15 protein-coding genes are annotated in these 14,610 nt (G+C 67.4%); 6 read left to right on the forward strand and 9 right to left on the reverse strand.

What is annotated here, in order from left to right; translation table 11 throughout:
- Positions 1-17 precede the first annotated feature (17 nt).
- Positions 18-1,877, reverse strand: a complete 1,860-nt coding sequence (locus VGK20_03930) for a hypothetical protein (protein HEY2773185.1) — start codon at positions 1,875-1,877, stop codon at positions 18-20.
- 346 nt (positions 1,878-2,223) lie between these two features.
- Here VGK20_03930 and VGK20_03935 point away from each other — a divergent pair, with 346 nt between their 5' ends.
- Positions 2,224-2,946: a YebC/PmpR family DNA-binding transcriptional regulator gene (locus VGK20_03935; protein ID HEY2773186.1), complete on the forward strand. Its 723-nt coding sequence runs from the start codon at positions 2,224-2,226 to the stop codon at positions 2,944-2,946.
- Positions 2,947-2,961: 15 nt separating this feature from the next.
- On the forward strand, positions 2,962-3,504 hold the full coding sequence (locus VGK20_03940) for an NADPH-dependent FMN reductase (protein ID HEY2773187.1): 543 nt from the start codon (positions 2,962-2,964) through the stop codon (positions 3,502-3,504).
- Positions 3,505-3,506: 2 nt separating this feature from the next.
- Here VGK20_03940 and VGK20_03945 read toward each other — a convergent pair whose 3' ends face one another.
- Together VGK20_03945 and VGK20_03950 are read right to left on the reverse strand one after the other, a co-directional pair.
- Positions 3,507-6,167 (reverse strand): PAS domain S-box protein, encoded by a 2,661-nt coding sequence (locus VGK20_03945; protein ID HEY2773188.1) that lies wholly within the window; start codon positions 6,165-6,167, stop codon positions 3,507-3,509.
- Positions 6,164-7,468, reverse strand: a complete 1,305-nt coding sequence (locus VGK20_03950) for an acetyl-CoA hydrolase/transferase C-terminal domain-containing protein (GenBank protein ID HEY2773189.1) — start codon at positions 7,466-7,468, stop codon at positions 6,164-6,166. Before VGK20_03950 ends, VGK20_03945 begins: the two co-directional genes overlap by 4 nt.
- A gap of 199 nt (positions 7,469-7,667) precedes the next feature.
- Here VGK20_03950 and VGK20_03955 point away from each other — a divergent pair, with 199 nt between their 5' ends.
- The 3 genes from VGK20_03955 to VGK20_03965 are packed head-to-tail and all read left to right on the forward strand — an operon-like array spanning position 7,668 to position 10,560.
- On the forward strand, positions 7,668-8,384 hold the full coding sequence (locus tag VGK20_03955; GenBank protein HEY2773190.1) for a TetR/AcrR family transcriptional regulator: 717 nt from the start codon (positions 7,668-7,670) through the stop codon (positions 8,382-8,384).
- The gene (locus VGK20_03960; protein ID HEY2773191.1) at positions 8,381-9,499 is read left to right on the forward strand and encodes a nitronate monooxygenase family protein; all 1,119 of its coding nucleotides are present in this window, start codon (positions 8,381-8,383) and stop codon (positions 9,497-9,499) included. Before VGK20_03955 ends, VGK20_03960 begins: the two co-directional genes overlap by 4 nt.
- 47 nt (positions 9,500-9,546) lie before the next feature.
- Positions 9,547-10,560, forward strand: coding sequence for an esterase-like activity of phytase family protein (locus tag VGK20_03965; protein HEY2773192.1), 1,014 nt, complete (start codon positions 9,547-9,549; stop codon positions 10,558-10,560).
- Between the two features lie 64 nt (positions 10,561-10,624).
- On the opposite strand, the gene VGK20_03970 is transcribed toward VGK20_03965, so the two are convergent.
- Together VGK20_03970 and VGK20_03975 are read right to left on the reverse strand one after the other, a co-directional pair.
- Complete coding sequence (locus tag VGK20_03970; GenBank protein HEY2773193.1) at positions 10,625-11,032, reverse strand: GFA family protein; 408 nt, start codon at positions 11,030-11,032, stop codon at positions 10,625-10,627.
- A 137-nt stretch (positions 11,033-11,169) separates the two neighbouring features.
- A complete protein-coding gene (locus tag VGK20_03975; protein HEY2773194.1) occupies positions 11,170-11,598 on the reverse strand; it encodes a DUF3995 domain-containing protein in 429 nt (142 codons plus the stop codon).
- A gap of 109 nt (positions 11,599-11,707) precedes the next feature.
- Here VGK20_03975 and VGK20_03980 point away from each other — a divergent pair, with 109 nt between their 5' ends.
- The gene (locus VGK20_03980; GenBank protein ID HEY2773195.1) at positions 11,708-12,172 is read left to right on the forward strand and encodes a DUF1203 domain-containing protein; all 465 of its coding nucleotides are present in this window, start codon (positions 11,708-11,710) and stop codon (positions 12,170-12,172) included.
- Between the two features lie 177 nt (positions 12,173-12,349).
- Here the strand turns inward: VGK20_03980 and VGK20_03985 are convergent, their stop codons facing one another.
- The 4 genes from VGK20_03985 to VGK20_04000 all read right to left on the reverse strand — a co-directional run bounded on the left by VGK20_03985 (position 12,350) and on the right by VGK20_04000 (position 14,226).
- A complete protein-coding gene (locus VGK20_03985) occupies positions 12,350-12,781 on the reverse strand; it encodes a GFA family protein (GenBank protein HEY2773196.1) in 432 nt (143 codons plus the stop codon).
- Between the two features lie 36 nt (positions 12,782-12,817).
- A complete protein-coding gene (locus VGK20_03990; protein HEY2773197.1) occupies positions 12,818-13,534 on the reverse strand; it encodes a GNAT family N-acetyltransferase in 717 nt (238 codons plus the stop codon).
- 99 nt (positions 13,535-13,633) lie between these two features.
- Positions 13,634-13,786 (reverse strand): hypothetical protein, encoded by a 153-nt coding sequence (locus VGK20_03995; GenBank protein ID HEY2773198.1) that lies wholly within the window; start codon positions 13,784-13,786, stop codon positions 13,634-13,636.
- Between the two features lie 272 nt (positions 13,787-14,058).
- Positions 14,059-14,226, reverse strand: coding sequence for a hypothetical protein (locus VGK20_04000; protein ID HEY2773199.1), 168 nt, complete (start codon positions 14,224-14,226; stop codon positions 14,059-14,061).
- Positions 14,227-14,610: the final 384 nt, after the last annotated feature.

Here is a 14,610-nt window from a genome sequence, read left to right on the forward strand (position 1 = left end):
CCGCCCGCGGCACCGCATCAGAATGCGGTGAAAGGCTCGAAGAGGAATTCGGACTTTTCGCCGAGCTTCATCGACTTGCTGTCGCCGTAGACGGCGCCGAGCCACGCGACGCTGCGGCCGGTCTTGACGCGCGCCGGCGAGCAGAACAGCGTGCCGACGCCGAGCGAGAGGTCGCCGATCTGGCACTTCTTGCCCTTGACGTAGATCAACGTCCGGTCCGGCGTCAGGCCGCCGGCCAGCGCGATCTGCGTGCGAAGCTGCATCGAGAATTTTCCGCCGACGCGAAGGACCATCACGGTTGCCGCATTGCCGCCGCCGTCGAGCGTCAGCGAGCCGTCGTTGGAGACCTTGATGGCGCCGGTCACGTCGACGACGTTGAGCACGCCGGGCATCGTCGCGGTGATGGTCGAGGTGCCATCGGTCGCTACCGTCAGCGAGGACATGCTCGTCGTCGACGTCAGGGCATCCAGAGCCGAAGTACTCGGCGCGTACGACGCGCGCGCAGACTGGCAGAGTGCAGCCAGGCTGTTCATGCCGGTGAAATCGTAGAACCCGCTGGCGTCGCTCTTGGCCAGGACCGGCGAGCCGGGTGCGAGGCCCGCTGCAGCAGGAGTAAGGTACGGAAGGTCCTGAGAGCCGGGGAACGACTTGGCGCCGGCTCCGCCGCTGACGATGTCGTGCCCGATGATCGCATCCGGTGCGATGCGCAGCACCCCGTCACCGGTGGTCACCGCCGAGACGAGGTCGCTGCCGATCGTCGTCTGGCCGCTCAGCTTGAGGCCGCCGCCGCAGACGTCGCCGTTGATGTCCACCTGGAAGTAGGTCTTGATCTGGTCCTTCTTCGGGCCGGCATTGAGCACGACGGTCCACGGGCAAAGGTCCTGCATCGTCACCGGCGTGCCGTGGCAGACTCCGCCGCTGCACGTATCGTTCAGCGTGCACGGATCGCCGTCGTCGCAGTTGGTGCCGTCGGGTGCCGTCGTGCTGCTGCACCCGTCGATCAGCTCGTTGCAGAAGTCGCTCGTGCACGAGTTGTTGTCGTCGCAGGCCATGGTACCCGTGCCGACACAGGATCCGTTGTCGCAGATATCGGCGCCGCCGTCGCAGAACAGGCCGTTGTCGCAGCTCGATCCGTTCGGGTCCTCCCCGGTGCACGTGTCGGTCGTCTCGTTGCAGCTTTCGTTGCAGTTGCTATCGCCGTCGGGTCCCGTGCACGGATCGCCGCTATGGCTCGAGCAGCCTCCGTCGAGGCAGGTGTCGGCGCCGTTGCAGAACAGGCCGTCGTTGCACGGAGTGCCGTTGGTCGCGTTCGTGCCGCCGTTGCAGCTACCGGCACCGTCGCAGGTGCCGCCGGTCACGCAGACACTGCCGTCGCTGCACGCGGAGCCGGCGGGGTTGTGACAGGTGTGCGACGCTTCCTGGCACTGGTTGCACGCGGTGCCGGAACACGGGTCGCCGGTGGACGCCGTGCAGAAGCCGTTCTGGCACGACTCGGTACCGTCGCAGAAGACGCCGTCGTCGCAAGGCGTGTCGTTGGCGGCATTCGGCCCGCCGGCGCAGTGGCCGATCTGGTCGCAGGTGTCCGGCCCGGTGCAGTTGTTTCCGTCCTGGCACGGAACGCCCGGAGTGCCGACGTACTGGCAATTGAACTTGCAGCACGTGAACTGGAAGTAACAACGTGCGCCGGTCGTGCACGATCCTTTGGCGGGGTCGCCGTCGACAAAGAGGCCGCCCGCGCCTCCGTCGCATTCCTCGTTCGAATTGACGACGCCGTCGCCGCAGGCTCCCGACGCGCGGGCGACCGTCACGGTGGAAGCCAGCGCAAAGAAAGACACTGCCGCGCAAAGCGCAGCAAGCTCACGCCCGAATCGAATCACGTTGCCCCCTCGTCGTGCAGCAGCGACAGACGCCGGTCCCCGGCCGGATCCCGCTTCTTTCCCCGCACGAACGTATCGCGTGTATCAGATCCGCGGCGCGGCGCCACGCCGTTGGGGGGAATCGTGAGGCGAAACGGCCGTTCAGCCCCGCGCGATGCACGTGCCGATGGACCTGCAGAAAACCGTGGCGCTTCGGGCATTTGCAGATGCCGACATGCGCGCGGCCGGCGCGGTCGCCTTGGAAAAGCGCGATGCTCCGGTAGAGTCGCGCGGGCCGTCGTCCGCCCGCGGCACGAGCCGCGGCCGCCGCGCCACGACGCCGCCAACAAGGCACTCCGGACAGCACATGGGACGTATTTTCGAAGCCCGAAAGCACACGATGTTCGCGCGCTGGGACCGCATGGCGAAGGCCTTCACGCGCGTCGGCAAGGAGATCGTGATCGCGGTCAAGGCGGGAGGGCCCGACCCCGCGAGCAATCCCCACCTTCGCCGCGTCGTCGCCAACGCGCGCGCGGTCAACATGCCCAAGGACAAGATCGAGTCGGCGATCAAGCGGGCAGCCGGCAAGGACGTCGCCGACTACAGCGAGATCGTCTACGAAGGCTATGCGCCGCACGGCGTGGCCGTGCTGATCGAAGCGGCCACCGACAATCCCACGCGCACCGTCGCCAACGTCCGCAACCACCTGAACAAGGGTGACGGCAATCTCGGCGCAACAGGCAGCGTGTCGTTCCTGTTCAAGCGCATGGGCGTTTTCCGCATCGATCCGGCAGGCATCGACCAGGACTCGCTCGAGCTGGACCTCATCGACGAAGGCCTCGAAGAGCTCGGCGAGAGCACCGGCGAGAAAGGCGAGACGCAGATCCTGGTTCGCTGCGCGTTTGCCGACTTCGGCCGCCTGCAAAAAGCGCTCGAGGACCGCAGCATCAAGCCGATCTCGGCGGAATCGGAGTATATTCCCGTCACGCCGGTCGAGCTTGCCGAAGAAAAGGCCAAGGACGTGCTGCGCCTGGTCGATACTCTCGAGCAGGACGACGACGTCCAGAAGGTTTTCCACAACCTCGCGTAGGATCCGGTTTTTTCGATGCGCGTCCTTGCGATCTCCGGAAGCCTCAAGAGCGACTCCACCAACGCGGCGCTGCTGCGGGCAGCTGCGGCGATGGCACCGGAGCAGATGGCGGTCGAGGTCATCGACCGCCTGATCGGAGAGCTTCCGCACTTTCGTCCCGATCTGGACGAAGACGGCATGACGCCGCCCGCCGCAGTGGCCGAGTGGCGAAAGCTCTTCGCGACCTCGGATGCCGTGCTGATCTCGTGCCCCGAGTACGCGCACGGCGTGCCCGGCTCCTTCAAGAATGCCCTGGACTGGCTCGTGTCCACCTGCGAGCTGACCGACAAGCCTGTCGCTCTGCTGATGGCTTCGCCGAGCGGCGCTCCGCACGCGTACGCGGCCCTGAGGCCGACGCTGGTCGTGATGGGCTGCGATCTGGTGTTCGAGGCGTCGCTGATGTTCGCGCGCCGCCATCTCGGGGACGACGGTACGCTGCTCGACGAGCAGCTGGCCGGCGAAGTGCGCCACGCGCTGCGCGCGCTGGCCGACGCGGCAGAGCGGCGCCGCGGCTCATAAACTCAGGCGCTTCGCGGGGTGGCGGCGAGCCGGTCCGCGCCATCGCCGAGCGTGAACCAGAAGCAGGCTCCCTCGTTCTCCTCGCTGTCGGCTTCGATCGTGCCGTCGTGCCGCTCGATGATCCGGTGCACGGTGGCCAGGCCGATTCCGCTTCCGGGAAAATCCTTCTCGTCGTGAAGGCGGCTGAACGCGCGGAACAGGCGCCCGACGTTCTGCCTCTTGAAGCCCGCGCCGTTGTCGCGCACGAAGAACATCCGGCGTCCGTGCCGGATCTCCCTGCCCACCTCGATCTCGGCAGCGGCCGCTCTCGCCGTGAACTTCCACGCATTGCCGATCAGGTTCTCGAGGACCGCGCGCACCAGCGCGCCGCTGGCGTCGGCCCCGAGGCCCGGCTCGATCGCGACGTGCACGACGCGGTCCGGCTGCTCGGCGCGCAGCGCCTCGACGACTTCGGTGCAGAGCGCGCTCACGTCGATGTGCTCGCGCTGCAGTGGAGCTCGCGTCAGCCGCGCCAGCAGCAGCAGGCTGTCGATGAGCTGCCCCATGCGGCGCGCGGCGGCGCGGATGCGGCCGAGGTCCTGCTGGCCGAGGACGTCGCTGGCCGGAACGTGGCTTCTCGCGAGCATCTGGCTGAAGCCGTCGATCAGGCGCAGCGGCGAGCGCAAGTCGTGCGACACGGACGAGCTGAACGCCTCGAGCTCGCGGTTGGCCAGCTCCAGCTCGCGGTTGGCCTGCTCGAGCGCACGGGTGCGTTCGGAGATGCGCTGCTCGAGCGTCGCGTTGAGCTCGAGGATGCGCCGCTCGGCATCGCGCCGGTCGGTGATGTCCTGGATTTTCGACAGGAAATATCGCGGCTCTCCCTTGGCATCGCGCACCAGCACGACGTCGAGCTGGATCCAGATGACCTGCCCATCCTTGCGGATGTATCGCTTCTCGAGCTGGTAGCTGTCGATCTCGCCGCGAAGGGCCCGCTGCAGCTGCGCGAGGTCGGTGGCAAGATCCTCCGGATGCGTGATGGCCTGGAAGTCGATGCGCAGCAGCTCGTCGCGCGAGTAGCCCACGCAGCGGCACAGCGCCGGATTGACGTCGATCCAGCGTCCGTCGGGCGCGACGACTGCGATGCCGATCGGCGAATACTCCATGACGACGCGGAAGCGGTCCTCGCTTTCGCGCAGCGCCTTGCCGGTCGCGTGACGCAGCGCCTCGTCCTCGAATCGTGCAATGGCGAAGCGGATGTTCTGCGCGATCTCCTCCAACAGTCTCACCTCGCGGTCACCGAAGCTGCCGACCTCGCGGGAATACATGCACAGCGCTCCCCAGACGCCGTTCTCGTCGCCGATCGGGATTGCCACCGATGCACGGATGCCGTGACGGGCGGCAAGCTGGCGCCATGGCTTGGTGCGAGGATCGCGAGCGAAGTCGTTGCAGACGTACGGCTGCGCGCTCGCCATCGCCGTCGCGGTGGGCCCGCTCGTCAGCGGATTGACGCGGGCGAGCACCTCGTCGGGAAAGTCCGCCGCTGCACCTTCGCGCGCGAGCACCTTGACGGCGCCGCGCCGGACGTCGGTCCTGACCACCAGCGCCAGCAGCATCGCGGCTTCGCCGACCAGAATGCGGCACGTCGCCTGCAGGAACGATTCGGCCGTCGGCTCGGTCAGCACCGCGTGGTTGACGGCGCTCAGCGACGCATACAGGCGGCTGAGCCTGCGCACTTCGTCGCCGCTGCGGCGAACCTCGACCAGCTGTCGCTCGCCGTGGGAAAGGGCGCTGGCCACCGTGAGCCCGATCAGCACCAGCATCGCGACGAGGGTCTGCACCGGACCGAAGGTTTCCGGCGCGGCGGGTACGCGGATTCCGGAAGACAGCACCGTGCCGGTGGCATCGGCGGCCGCCAGGATCAGCGCCAGATGCACTGCCGTCGCCCCGCGCATGCCGAAGCGCAACGCACCCCAGACCACGGGCCCGACGAGAAGGATTCGCAGCGGCGAAGCGATTGCGTTGCCGAACATGAACACGGCAGACAGGCAGGCCACCGTCGTCCACAGCAGCAGCCCGGCCTCGATCTGGCGAAGCGGCCACTTCGCCCGCATCGAGAACGGCTGCGACCACGCCAGCATCATCGGCGCGAGCGCCAGCACGCCGGTGGCCGCGCTGCCCCAATACGGCAACAGCACCCGCGCCAGCTCGGCCGCCGACGCGGTATGCTGCGTCAGAAGGCCGGCGACGGAAGCGCCGATCAGCGTGGCCAGCATCGCGGCCGCGAACAGGAATGCCAGCACGTCGCGAGGCGAAGCCAGGCGAGCGGGTGATTGCACGAGCCACGACGCTCCGACTGCTCCGGCGACAGCCTCCAGCACCGTGACGCCGTAACGGATCGCGATCGTGAGCACCGCCTGGTGGTGGGCGATGCCGAACGCGATATCGGCAGTCAGCGCGCCGGCCGCGAGCAGCGGCCATTCCACCGGCCTGGTGAGCACGAGCGCCGCGACCAGCATGCCGACCGGAAGCCATACGAAGCCGGAGGCGTCGTCTCCCGGGGAGATCGCATGGCTGACGCCGGCAACTGCGAAGTACGCGGCTGCAAGCACAGCGGCGTTCTGGAGCTGGACCGCGAAGCCGGCAGCCCCGCGCACCGTGGCGCCTTCGTCGCTAGCTGGACTCATCGGTGTTTGCCTGCCGCTTCGGCAAGAGAGTCACGGAACTCGGGATGTGCGATCGATGCGAGCGCGGCGGCTCGTCCACCGACGGTCAGCCCCGCCAGCTCGGCGGCGCCGAACTCCGTGACGACGATATCCACCTGGTGGCGCGGCGTAGTGACCAGGGCGCCCGCCGGGAATTGCGGGACGAGCCGCGAGATCGCCCGACCGCCCACATTCGCCGTGGACGGCAGGCAGACGATCGAATGGCCGCCTTCGGAGAACGACGCCCCGCAGACGAAATCCTCTGCGCCGCCGATTCCGGACCATTGCTGTCCATCGATCGTGTCCGCCGCGAGCTGGCCGTAAAGATCGACCGCCAGCGCACCGTTGATCGAAAGCATCTTGCGGTTGCGCGCGATCACGGCCGGGTCGTTGACGAGATCGACGGGAAGAAAGCGAACGTCCGGGCGCTCGTCGAGCCAGCGGTGCAGCGCCTCGGTGCCGAGCGCAAACGTCGAGATCGAAAACCCGTCGTACACGCCCTTGCGATTGCTGATCTTGCCCGACTCGTGGAGCTTCATCAGCCCCGTCGTGAACATCTCGGAATGGATGCCGTAGTCGCCGCCTCCGCCGGAGGCGAGGATTTCGACCACCGTGCTCGGGACGGCGCCGATACCGGTCTGCAGCGTCATGCCGTCGCTGACGAAGGGACGGATGTTCGCGGCGATCGCGAGCTCCACCGGGCTCGGCTCCGATTCCGGAAGCACCGGCAGCGGCAGCTCGCTCTCGACGATGACGTCCACTTCGTCGATCGACAGCGAATGGTCGTGGGCGCCGATGCCGAACGTGCGGGGAAGGTACGGATTGATCTCGGCGACGAGGACGCGACCCTGATCAGCGCCGGCGCGATGCATCTCGTCGACGCTCGCGCCTGCGTGAAGGCCGAGCGACATGCGGCCGGATGCATCGGGAGGACAGACAACGGTCGCGACGACGCGCGGCGCGAGCTTGCGCATGGCCGGTGCGAAGCGACGAAAGTCGGCCGGCACGAAGCGGACGTCCATGCCCTGGTCACGAATCGCCCTCTCGACGGGACCGAAGAAGCCCGACAGCACGCGCACGCCCGCGTGGAAGAGCACGGAGTGAGGAGCCAGCAGCAGTCCTGCGAAGATCTCGAGCTGCTGCCAGTCGTCGCGCGCGCCCAGGGCGTCGAGAAAGGCCCCCGGCTGGCCGGGACCGAGGGGCACGCAGAGCGTGTCGCGGGGCCTCAGCAGCGCGGCGGCCTCGGCTGGGCTGCGCAGCCGGGCCCGATAGGCGGCAGACATGGTGACCGATTCCCCTTCCCTCGCGGATGGTTAGCACCTTTGCCCGCTGGCGGCGAGACGTTGGGGGGCAGGAATGGGGTCAGGCACCAGCCGAATGGTGCCTGACCCTATTCCTCTGGTGCCTGACCCTATTCGGCTGGTGCCTGACCCCATAACGACTTGATCATATATGGAGTTTCTCCAAGAATGGAGCAACTCGATGCTTGCTCCGATCAACGGCCCGGTAGTGTCCATCGGCGAGAGTCGCCGCACGAGGCGGCGCCGCGAGTTGCACCAGCACATCCGCGACACCGCGGCGGACCTGTTCGCGCGCCAGGGCTACGACGCGACGACCGTCGAGCAGATCGCCGACGCCGCCGACATCGCGCAGGCGACGTTCTTCAATCACTTCCCGAGCAAGGAAGACGTGCTGCGCGAGCTCGGCACCGACGTGTTCCTGCGCTTTCGCCGCCTCGTCGACGAGCAGATCGCCAGGCACCGCACCAGCGGCGAGCGGCTTCGCGGCTTCGCCGACAGCAGCGCCGCCCTTGTCCGTCGCGCGCCGGAGATGACGCGGCGGGTCCTCGTCGCCGTGCTGCGCTCGTCGCGTCCCGGTGAGTCTTCCGCCGAGCTCGCATCGATGCAGTCCGACTTCGTGCGGCTGCTCGGCGCCGGTGGCAATGCACCCGGCGGCACCGCCGCTGACGTACGCCGCGGCAAGGACGACGGCACGGCCGCCAGCCCGGTCGAGCGCATCGAGCTCGCCGCCGAAATGCTCGTCTCCATCGTCACCGGCGCAATGACCCGGTGGATCAACGACCCGACCTATCCGCTCGAGACCAGGCTGACAGCGCTGCTGTCGCTGGTCGAGCGCGTGATCGACAACGAAAACGACGATTCTGCATCCCCGCCGAGGGCCCGGAGGAAACCGAAATGAAAACCGAAATCGCAAAACGCCTCGACATCGAATTCCCGATCTTCGCGTTCAGTCACTGCCGCGATGTCGTCGCTGCCGTCAGCAATGCCGGCGGCTTCGGCGTGCTCGGTGCCGTCGGTTTCTCGGCAGACCAGCTACGCGTCGAGCTGGAATGGCTCGACGAGCACGTCTTCGGCAGCTACGGCGTCGACATCGTGATCCCCGGAAAATACGTCGGCATGGGCGAGATGGACGTCGAGAAGCTGCAGGCGATGCTCGCGGCGCAGATTCCGCCCGAGCACCGCACGTTCGCGAAAAAACTGCTCGCCGATCACGGCGTTCCCGAGCTTCCGTCCGAGGAAAAGCCGCGCGAGCTGCTCGGCTGGACCGAGGCCACGGCCGGCCTTCAGGTCGAAGTCGCGCTCGAGCACCCGAAGGTGCGCGCATTCGCCAATGCGCTCGGCACTCCGCCGGCCGAAGTGATCCAGGAGATCCAGGCCACCGGCCGCCTCGTTGGCGCGCTGTGCGGAAGCGCGAAACAGGCTCGCTCGCACAGGGACGCCGGCATCGATTTCATCATTGCGCAGGGCACCGAAGGCGGAGGGCACACCGGCGAGATCGGCAGCATCGTGCTGTGGCCGGAAGTGATCGACGCGGCGGGTCCGATCCCGGTGCTCGCGGCCGGAGGCATCGGCAGCGGACGCCAGATGGCGGCCGCGATGGCGCTCGGCGCCCAGGGAGTGTGGACCGGATCGATCTGGCTGACGGTGAGCGAAGCCGACACTCCTCCCGCCCAGAAGGACAGCTACCTGAAGGCGACGAGCCGCGACACGGTGCGCTCGCGTTCGTGGACAGGAAAGCCCTGCCGTATGCTCCGCAACGACTGGACCGAAGCGTGGGAGAATCCGGAAAATCCGAAGCCACTCGGCATGCCGCTCCAGTTCATGGTGACTGCCGAGGCCGTCAGCCGCGGGCACCACTATGCAACCAAGGCGCAGGCGGTGGGCTTCAACCCGGTCGGGCAGATCGTCGGGCACATGAACGAGATCCGTTCTGCCCGCCGCGTGATCGAGGAGATGATCCAGGACTACATCGCTGCAACCGAGCGGATGCAGTCGCTGCTGGCCGACGCCTGAAGCGCGGCCGCGCGCTGGCCGCGTGCGTTCTCGGCGCTTTTTGCGCCGTGGCCGCCGCGGCCTGCACCCAGGAGCGCGATCCGAAGCGCTCGCTCACCATCGAGAGCCGCCCCGTCGGCTTCGAGCGCGACGACCCGAAGCAGACCTCGCAGGGGAAGATCGTGTTCCGCGGCGGCCTCGAGCTGCGCTCGAGCGACCGCGACTTCGGCGGCCTTTCGAGCCTGCTCATCTCGCCCGACGGCAAGCAGTTCATCTCGATTTCCGACGAATCGCACTGGGTGATCGGAACGCTGAGCTACAAGGACGGCAGGCTCACCGACGCCGAGGGCAAGACGATCGCGCCGATGCTCGACCTCGACGGCATTGCGCTGATCGGCAAGGCCGGCGATGCCGAGGGGCTGGCGACCGGGGACGCCGACGGCGGCTTCGGCGACCTGTTCATCAGCTTCGAGGGAAACCACCGCGTGTGGCGCTACCCGTTCTCCGGCAAGGGAGTGCGCTCGCTGCCGGTCAACATTCCGCTTCCGCGCGAAGCGCTGAACGCGCCGGGCAACGGAGGGCTCGAAGGCATCACGAGATTTTCCGACGGCCGGCTGATCGCGGTGACCGAGCACGACCGCAACAAGCAGGGCAACTACCGCGCGTGGATCCTTCCGTTCACGCCGGTCGGGAAGACGCCGGATCCCGCGCCCGATGCGCTAAAACCGAAACCGGTTTCGTTCAAACCGATTTCGCCGTTTTCGATGACCGATCTGCGCCAGCTGCCCGGCGGTGACCTGCTGACGCTGGAACGGCACTACGATCCGGTCAGCGGCGTGCGCATCCAGATGCGTCGCATACCGCTTGCAGCCGTCGAGCGCGCTGCCAAGGAAGGGCCGGCCGTGCCGCTGGACGGCGAGATCGTCTGTTCGCTGGACGGCGGCTACGAAATCGACAACATGGAAGGCCTCGGCGTGCGCGTCGGCGAAAAAGGCGAGACGCTCGTCTACTGGGTCTCCGACGACAACTTCAATCACCCGCTGCAGCGCACGCTGCTGCTGATGTTCGAGCTGCGGCCCTGAGCGTAGCGGCAACGGCCGCAGCGAAAGGCATCAAGGCCGGCGAATCGATTCGCCGGCCGTGAAGCTAGTTCGGCGACTTCGGAAACGTCATCACGTCTTCCGGGATTGCAACCCACGGCTGCTTGCTGTCGCAGAAGATGTGCACCATCGGCGCCAGGATGCTGGTGTCGTCGAGGCAGCCTCCTTTGACGAAGAGAAGGCCCGGCGCGTTCGGCGGCACCGAGTAGATCGGCGAGCCGCACTCCGGGCAGAACACGCGCTGCACCGCACCGCCGCTGCTGCCGATGCTGCGAAACGTCCTGGTGGCGCCGGTCACCTTCACCGAAGAATCCGGGAACGCGAGGACGACGGAGAACGCCGTGCCGCCCTGCTTCTGGCAGTCGGTGCAGTGGCACACTCCCTGGAAAGTGGGGTCTGCGGACACGGTGAATCGAACTTTGCCGCAGAGGCAGCCACCGGTGATGCTGGCCATCGTCGCCTTCCTCCTGCGCTGCGCGTTTGCGAGAGCACGCAGCGCCTTCGTTCCAGCCCCGCCGGCGCGGGAACGCAAATCCCCGCGTCAAGCCACCGTGGACCGCCGTCCCGTACCGCAAGGGACCTGCCGCGGATTCATGCCGCCGCGATCCACAGCGACATCACGCCGAGCACGAGGCACAGCGGCGAGAACAGCCAGGTATCCCAGCGCGCGAAGCTCGTGCCATGCACTTTCTTGAAAAAGCCAGCGAGGCGAAAATCGCCGATCGCGCGCGCGACGAACACGATCCCCACGCCCGCGGCGCCGACGCGGTTCCAGCCGGGCGGAAGCGGCGACGGAATCGCGCCGCCCTGGGCCGAGACGAGAAAACCGGCAATGGCCAAGGCCGCGGCGACGAGGTAGCAGTCCGCGCTCGTCGGCCGGAACGCCGGCTTTCCGTCGATCGACGGAACCATCGCCGAAGATCCATCCTGCGAAGTGCCGGCCACGCCCCAGTAAACGTGCACGAGCGCCAGCGCGAACAGGATCGACGTGACGGCGGCGGACGCGATCGCGACGAGCATGGCTGAAGCGTGACGTCCGGCGTTTGCCAGCACAAGGGACACCGTTCGTGGTTCGATGTCGACGCTCGGTGCGCGTGACGAACGGCGCAACCGGCTAAGGAGAACCACCATGACGCTCAGGATCCAGGGAATCGCGACCGAGGAGGCAGCACGGCTGCGCAGCGGGGGCGCCGACGCGAACGGGCAGCCGCCGCTGGTGCGCACTGCCGAAGGATTGGCCAATCCCTGCCGCCACTGCATCGACCTGATTGCCGAAGGCGACGAGAAGCTGGTGCTTTCGTACCGCCCTTTCGATTCCGTGCAGCCATACGCCGAAAGCGGCCCGATTTTCCTGCACAAAAACGGCTGCGATCGCTACGACAGCGACCGCTTTCCGTACTGGTTCGAGTTCCTCGAGCCGGCCATCGTGCGCGGCTACGACGACGCGGACTGGATCCGCTACGACACCGGCCACGTGGTAACCGGCCCCGCGATTGCCCCAACCTGCGAGCAGATCCTGGCCGATCCGACGATCGCGTACGTGCACGTGCGCTCGAAGTACAACTGCTTCCAGTGTCGCGTCGATCGCGCCTGACGCATGCCCACAGCAATGACGCAGCCGGCGCTACAGTTTTTGTAGCGCTACGAAAAATGTAGCGCCGGCGAATGGCGGTGCGCCCATGGCACGCGGCGAATTGCGGCCTGCCCATGGCGCCCCGGCGAATTGCGGAGTGCCCATGGCACGCCGGCGAATTGCCGCGTGCCGCCGCCCTCAGCGCGTCTCGCGCACCTTGTCGTGCGAGCCCGGCCAGACTTCGTGCTGGGGAAGACCATCGGTGATCTCGAACCACGGCGCTTTGGAGCCTACGAAGAAATGCCCTTCGGGCCGGTTCGACGGCGCCTGCTCGAGGCCGCCCAGCGGAACCCCGATCTTGTCCGCATCGTTGTCGTAGGTGCTGATCAGGTTGGACCCGCAGACGCGGCAGAAATGCTTGACGACGAACTCGGACGAATGAAAGCGCGACAGCAGGTCCTCGCCGGATATCCAGCGGAACTGCGAGGCGCGGATCGTCGCGCGCGTGCGGAAGGCGGCGCCGTGCCAGCGGCGGCAGCGCGAGCAGTGGCAATGAAAGATCGGCCCCAGCTCTCCGCGGATTTCGTAGCCGATTGCTTCGCAGAGACAGCGTCCGGTGAGGATCTGCATCGATCGTGTTTCCTTTTCTGCGCTTTGCTGCGCGCTTCAGGTGCGACAGACGACGCGCAATACCCATTGGCGGTGACGACGAAAACCCATGCGTTCGTACATCGCGATCGCACGGGTGTTGTACTGCATCACGTGAAGGAACGGGACGAGGCCGCGCCGGCGCTGGCGCCGGATCAGCAGGTGCATCAATCTGCGCGCCAGGCCGCGGCCCTGGAGATCCGGATGCGTGCACACTGCGCTGATTTCGCGCAGCGAGGCCGCTTCCATGCGTTCCCCGGCCATCGCGACCAGCGCCCCTTCCTCGTAGATTCCGAAATATTCGCCGAGCTCGATCGTGCGCTGCCCGAAGGGGCCGGGTTGAGTCAGCGCGACGAGCTCCAGCATCTGTGGGACGTCCCGCGCACCGAGACGGACGATTGCGCCGGGGTTTTCACCGCCGCTGTCGCCGCCGTTAGCGGCGACCTCTTCGTCTTCCGGCGTGCCGCCGCCCCAGACCATCTGCTCGGCAGGCACTTCCATGTCGATGCGCCAGCCGTCCGGTGCCGCGCTGTCCCAGCGCCCGCAGAACACGTGCTCGCCGACGTCGCAGTGCGGCTCGAGCTCACCGAGACCGGGCCGCTGCGGATCGGCAAAACCGCACAGGGGTCCGAAGCCGCGCGCGAATCGCCGCGCCGTTTTTCCTCCGGCCGAAAAACGCTCCTGGGGTCCGGCAAGGCTGTGCCAGACGATGTTGTCGAGAGCGGAAAGCGACATGCCGCCGATGCGCCGGAGTCTTCCCCGGCCGCGCAACGATCACAATAGCGCGGCCCGAACGGCTAGCGCGGGGGCCGCCGCGTGCGCGAGCGATCCCGTTCAGCCGTGGTGCTTGAAGTACTGCACCGCCTTCTCGTGCTTCTCGGCCGCCTGGCGAGTCCGGAACGTGCCGAGGTTGCGGCGCTTGCCGGTCTTCGGGTTCAACTTGCGCGAGTAGAGACGGTACTGGCCGTCCTGGAGCTTGCGAATCATGCCACTCTCCTTCCGGGGGACCGGCGGCCCTTGCTCGGCATGGAAGGACCAGCGGTCCTTGCTTGCAATGGAAGGGACCAGGGGCCGTTGCTTGGTCCTTCCTTCCCATTGGAAGGACCAGGGGCCCAGTCCTTCCTTCCCATTGGAAGGACCAGGGTCCTTCCGTGCCATGGACGAACGGCGCGAGTTTTTCCTTCGCGGGACGCGCATGTGGCGCGGCAGAGTGCCTGGAGAGCGGAGCGAACGGCGCCGCGATGGAAACGTGCGCGGGCTCAGTCCCCCGCGCAGTTCTCGACGATGCGTCCGAACAGCTCGCAGGCGGGCGTGACGCAGTACACCTTGCAGGCCCGGCCCTGCATCGGGGCACCGCAGGCCGGGCAGACTTCGAGGTGCGGAACGACGCCGGTACGGGACTGGCGGGGCTCGGAAGAATCCTGCATCGCCCGAGGATAACGGCCGAGCGACCGCCGGGCACCTGCGCTGCGCACCGGACGATGCGAGGCCGGTGCGATCCGCCGCCCGGCCGCGCGCAGCGGAGCCGGCCGGCGTGGCCGGACCCGGGCACAATCCGTTTGAATATCCCCGGCCACCGCGCCGTCCCGCGTTCATTTGGAAGTGGCATCCGGCCTGACGCATAGTTGCCGCTGCTCTGCGGCGCAGGCGGCTGCGGCCGAGCCTCACGGAAAAGTCCCGGCCCCGCCATGCCCGTCCCGTCAGGGCAGGCCACGCGACCGCCGGTGCGCGAGGACGCAAGCCTCGACGCAGGGAAACCGGACAGAGTAACCAGGAAGGAGCAGACAGCCGACGATGAGCACCGAAGCGAC

This window comes from Candidatus Binatia bacterium, assembly GCA_036493895.1.
Taxonomy (GTDB): domain Bacteria; phylum Desulfobacterota; class Binatia; order UBA1149; family CAITLU01; genus DATNBU01.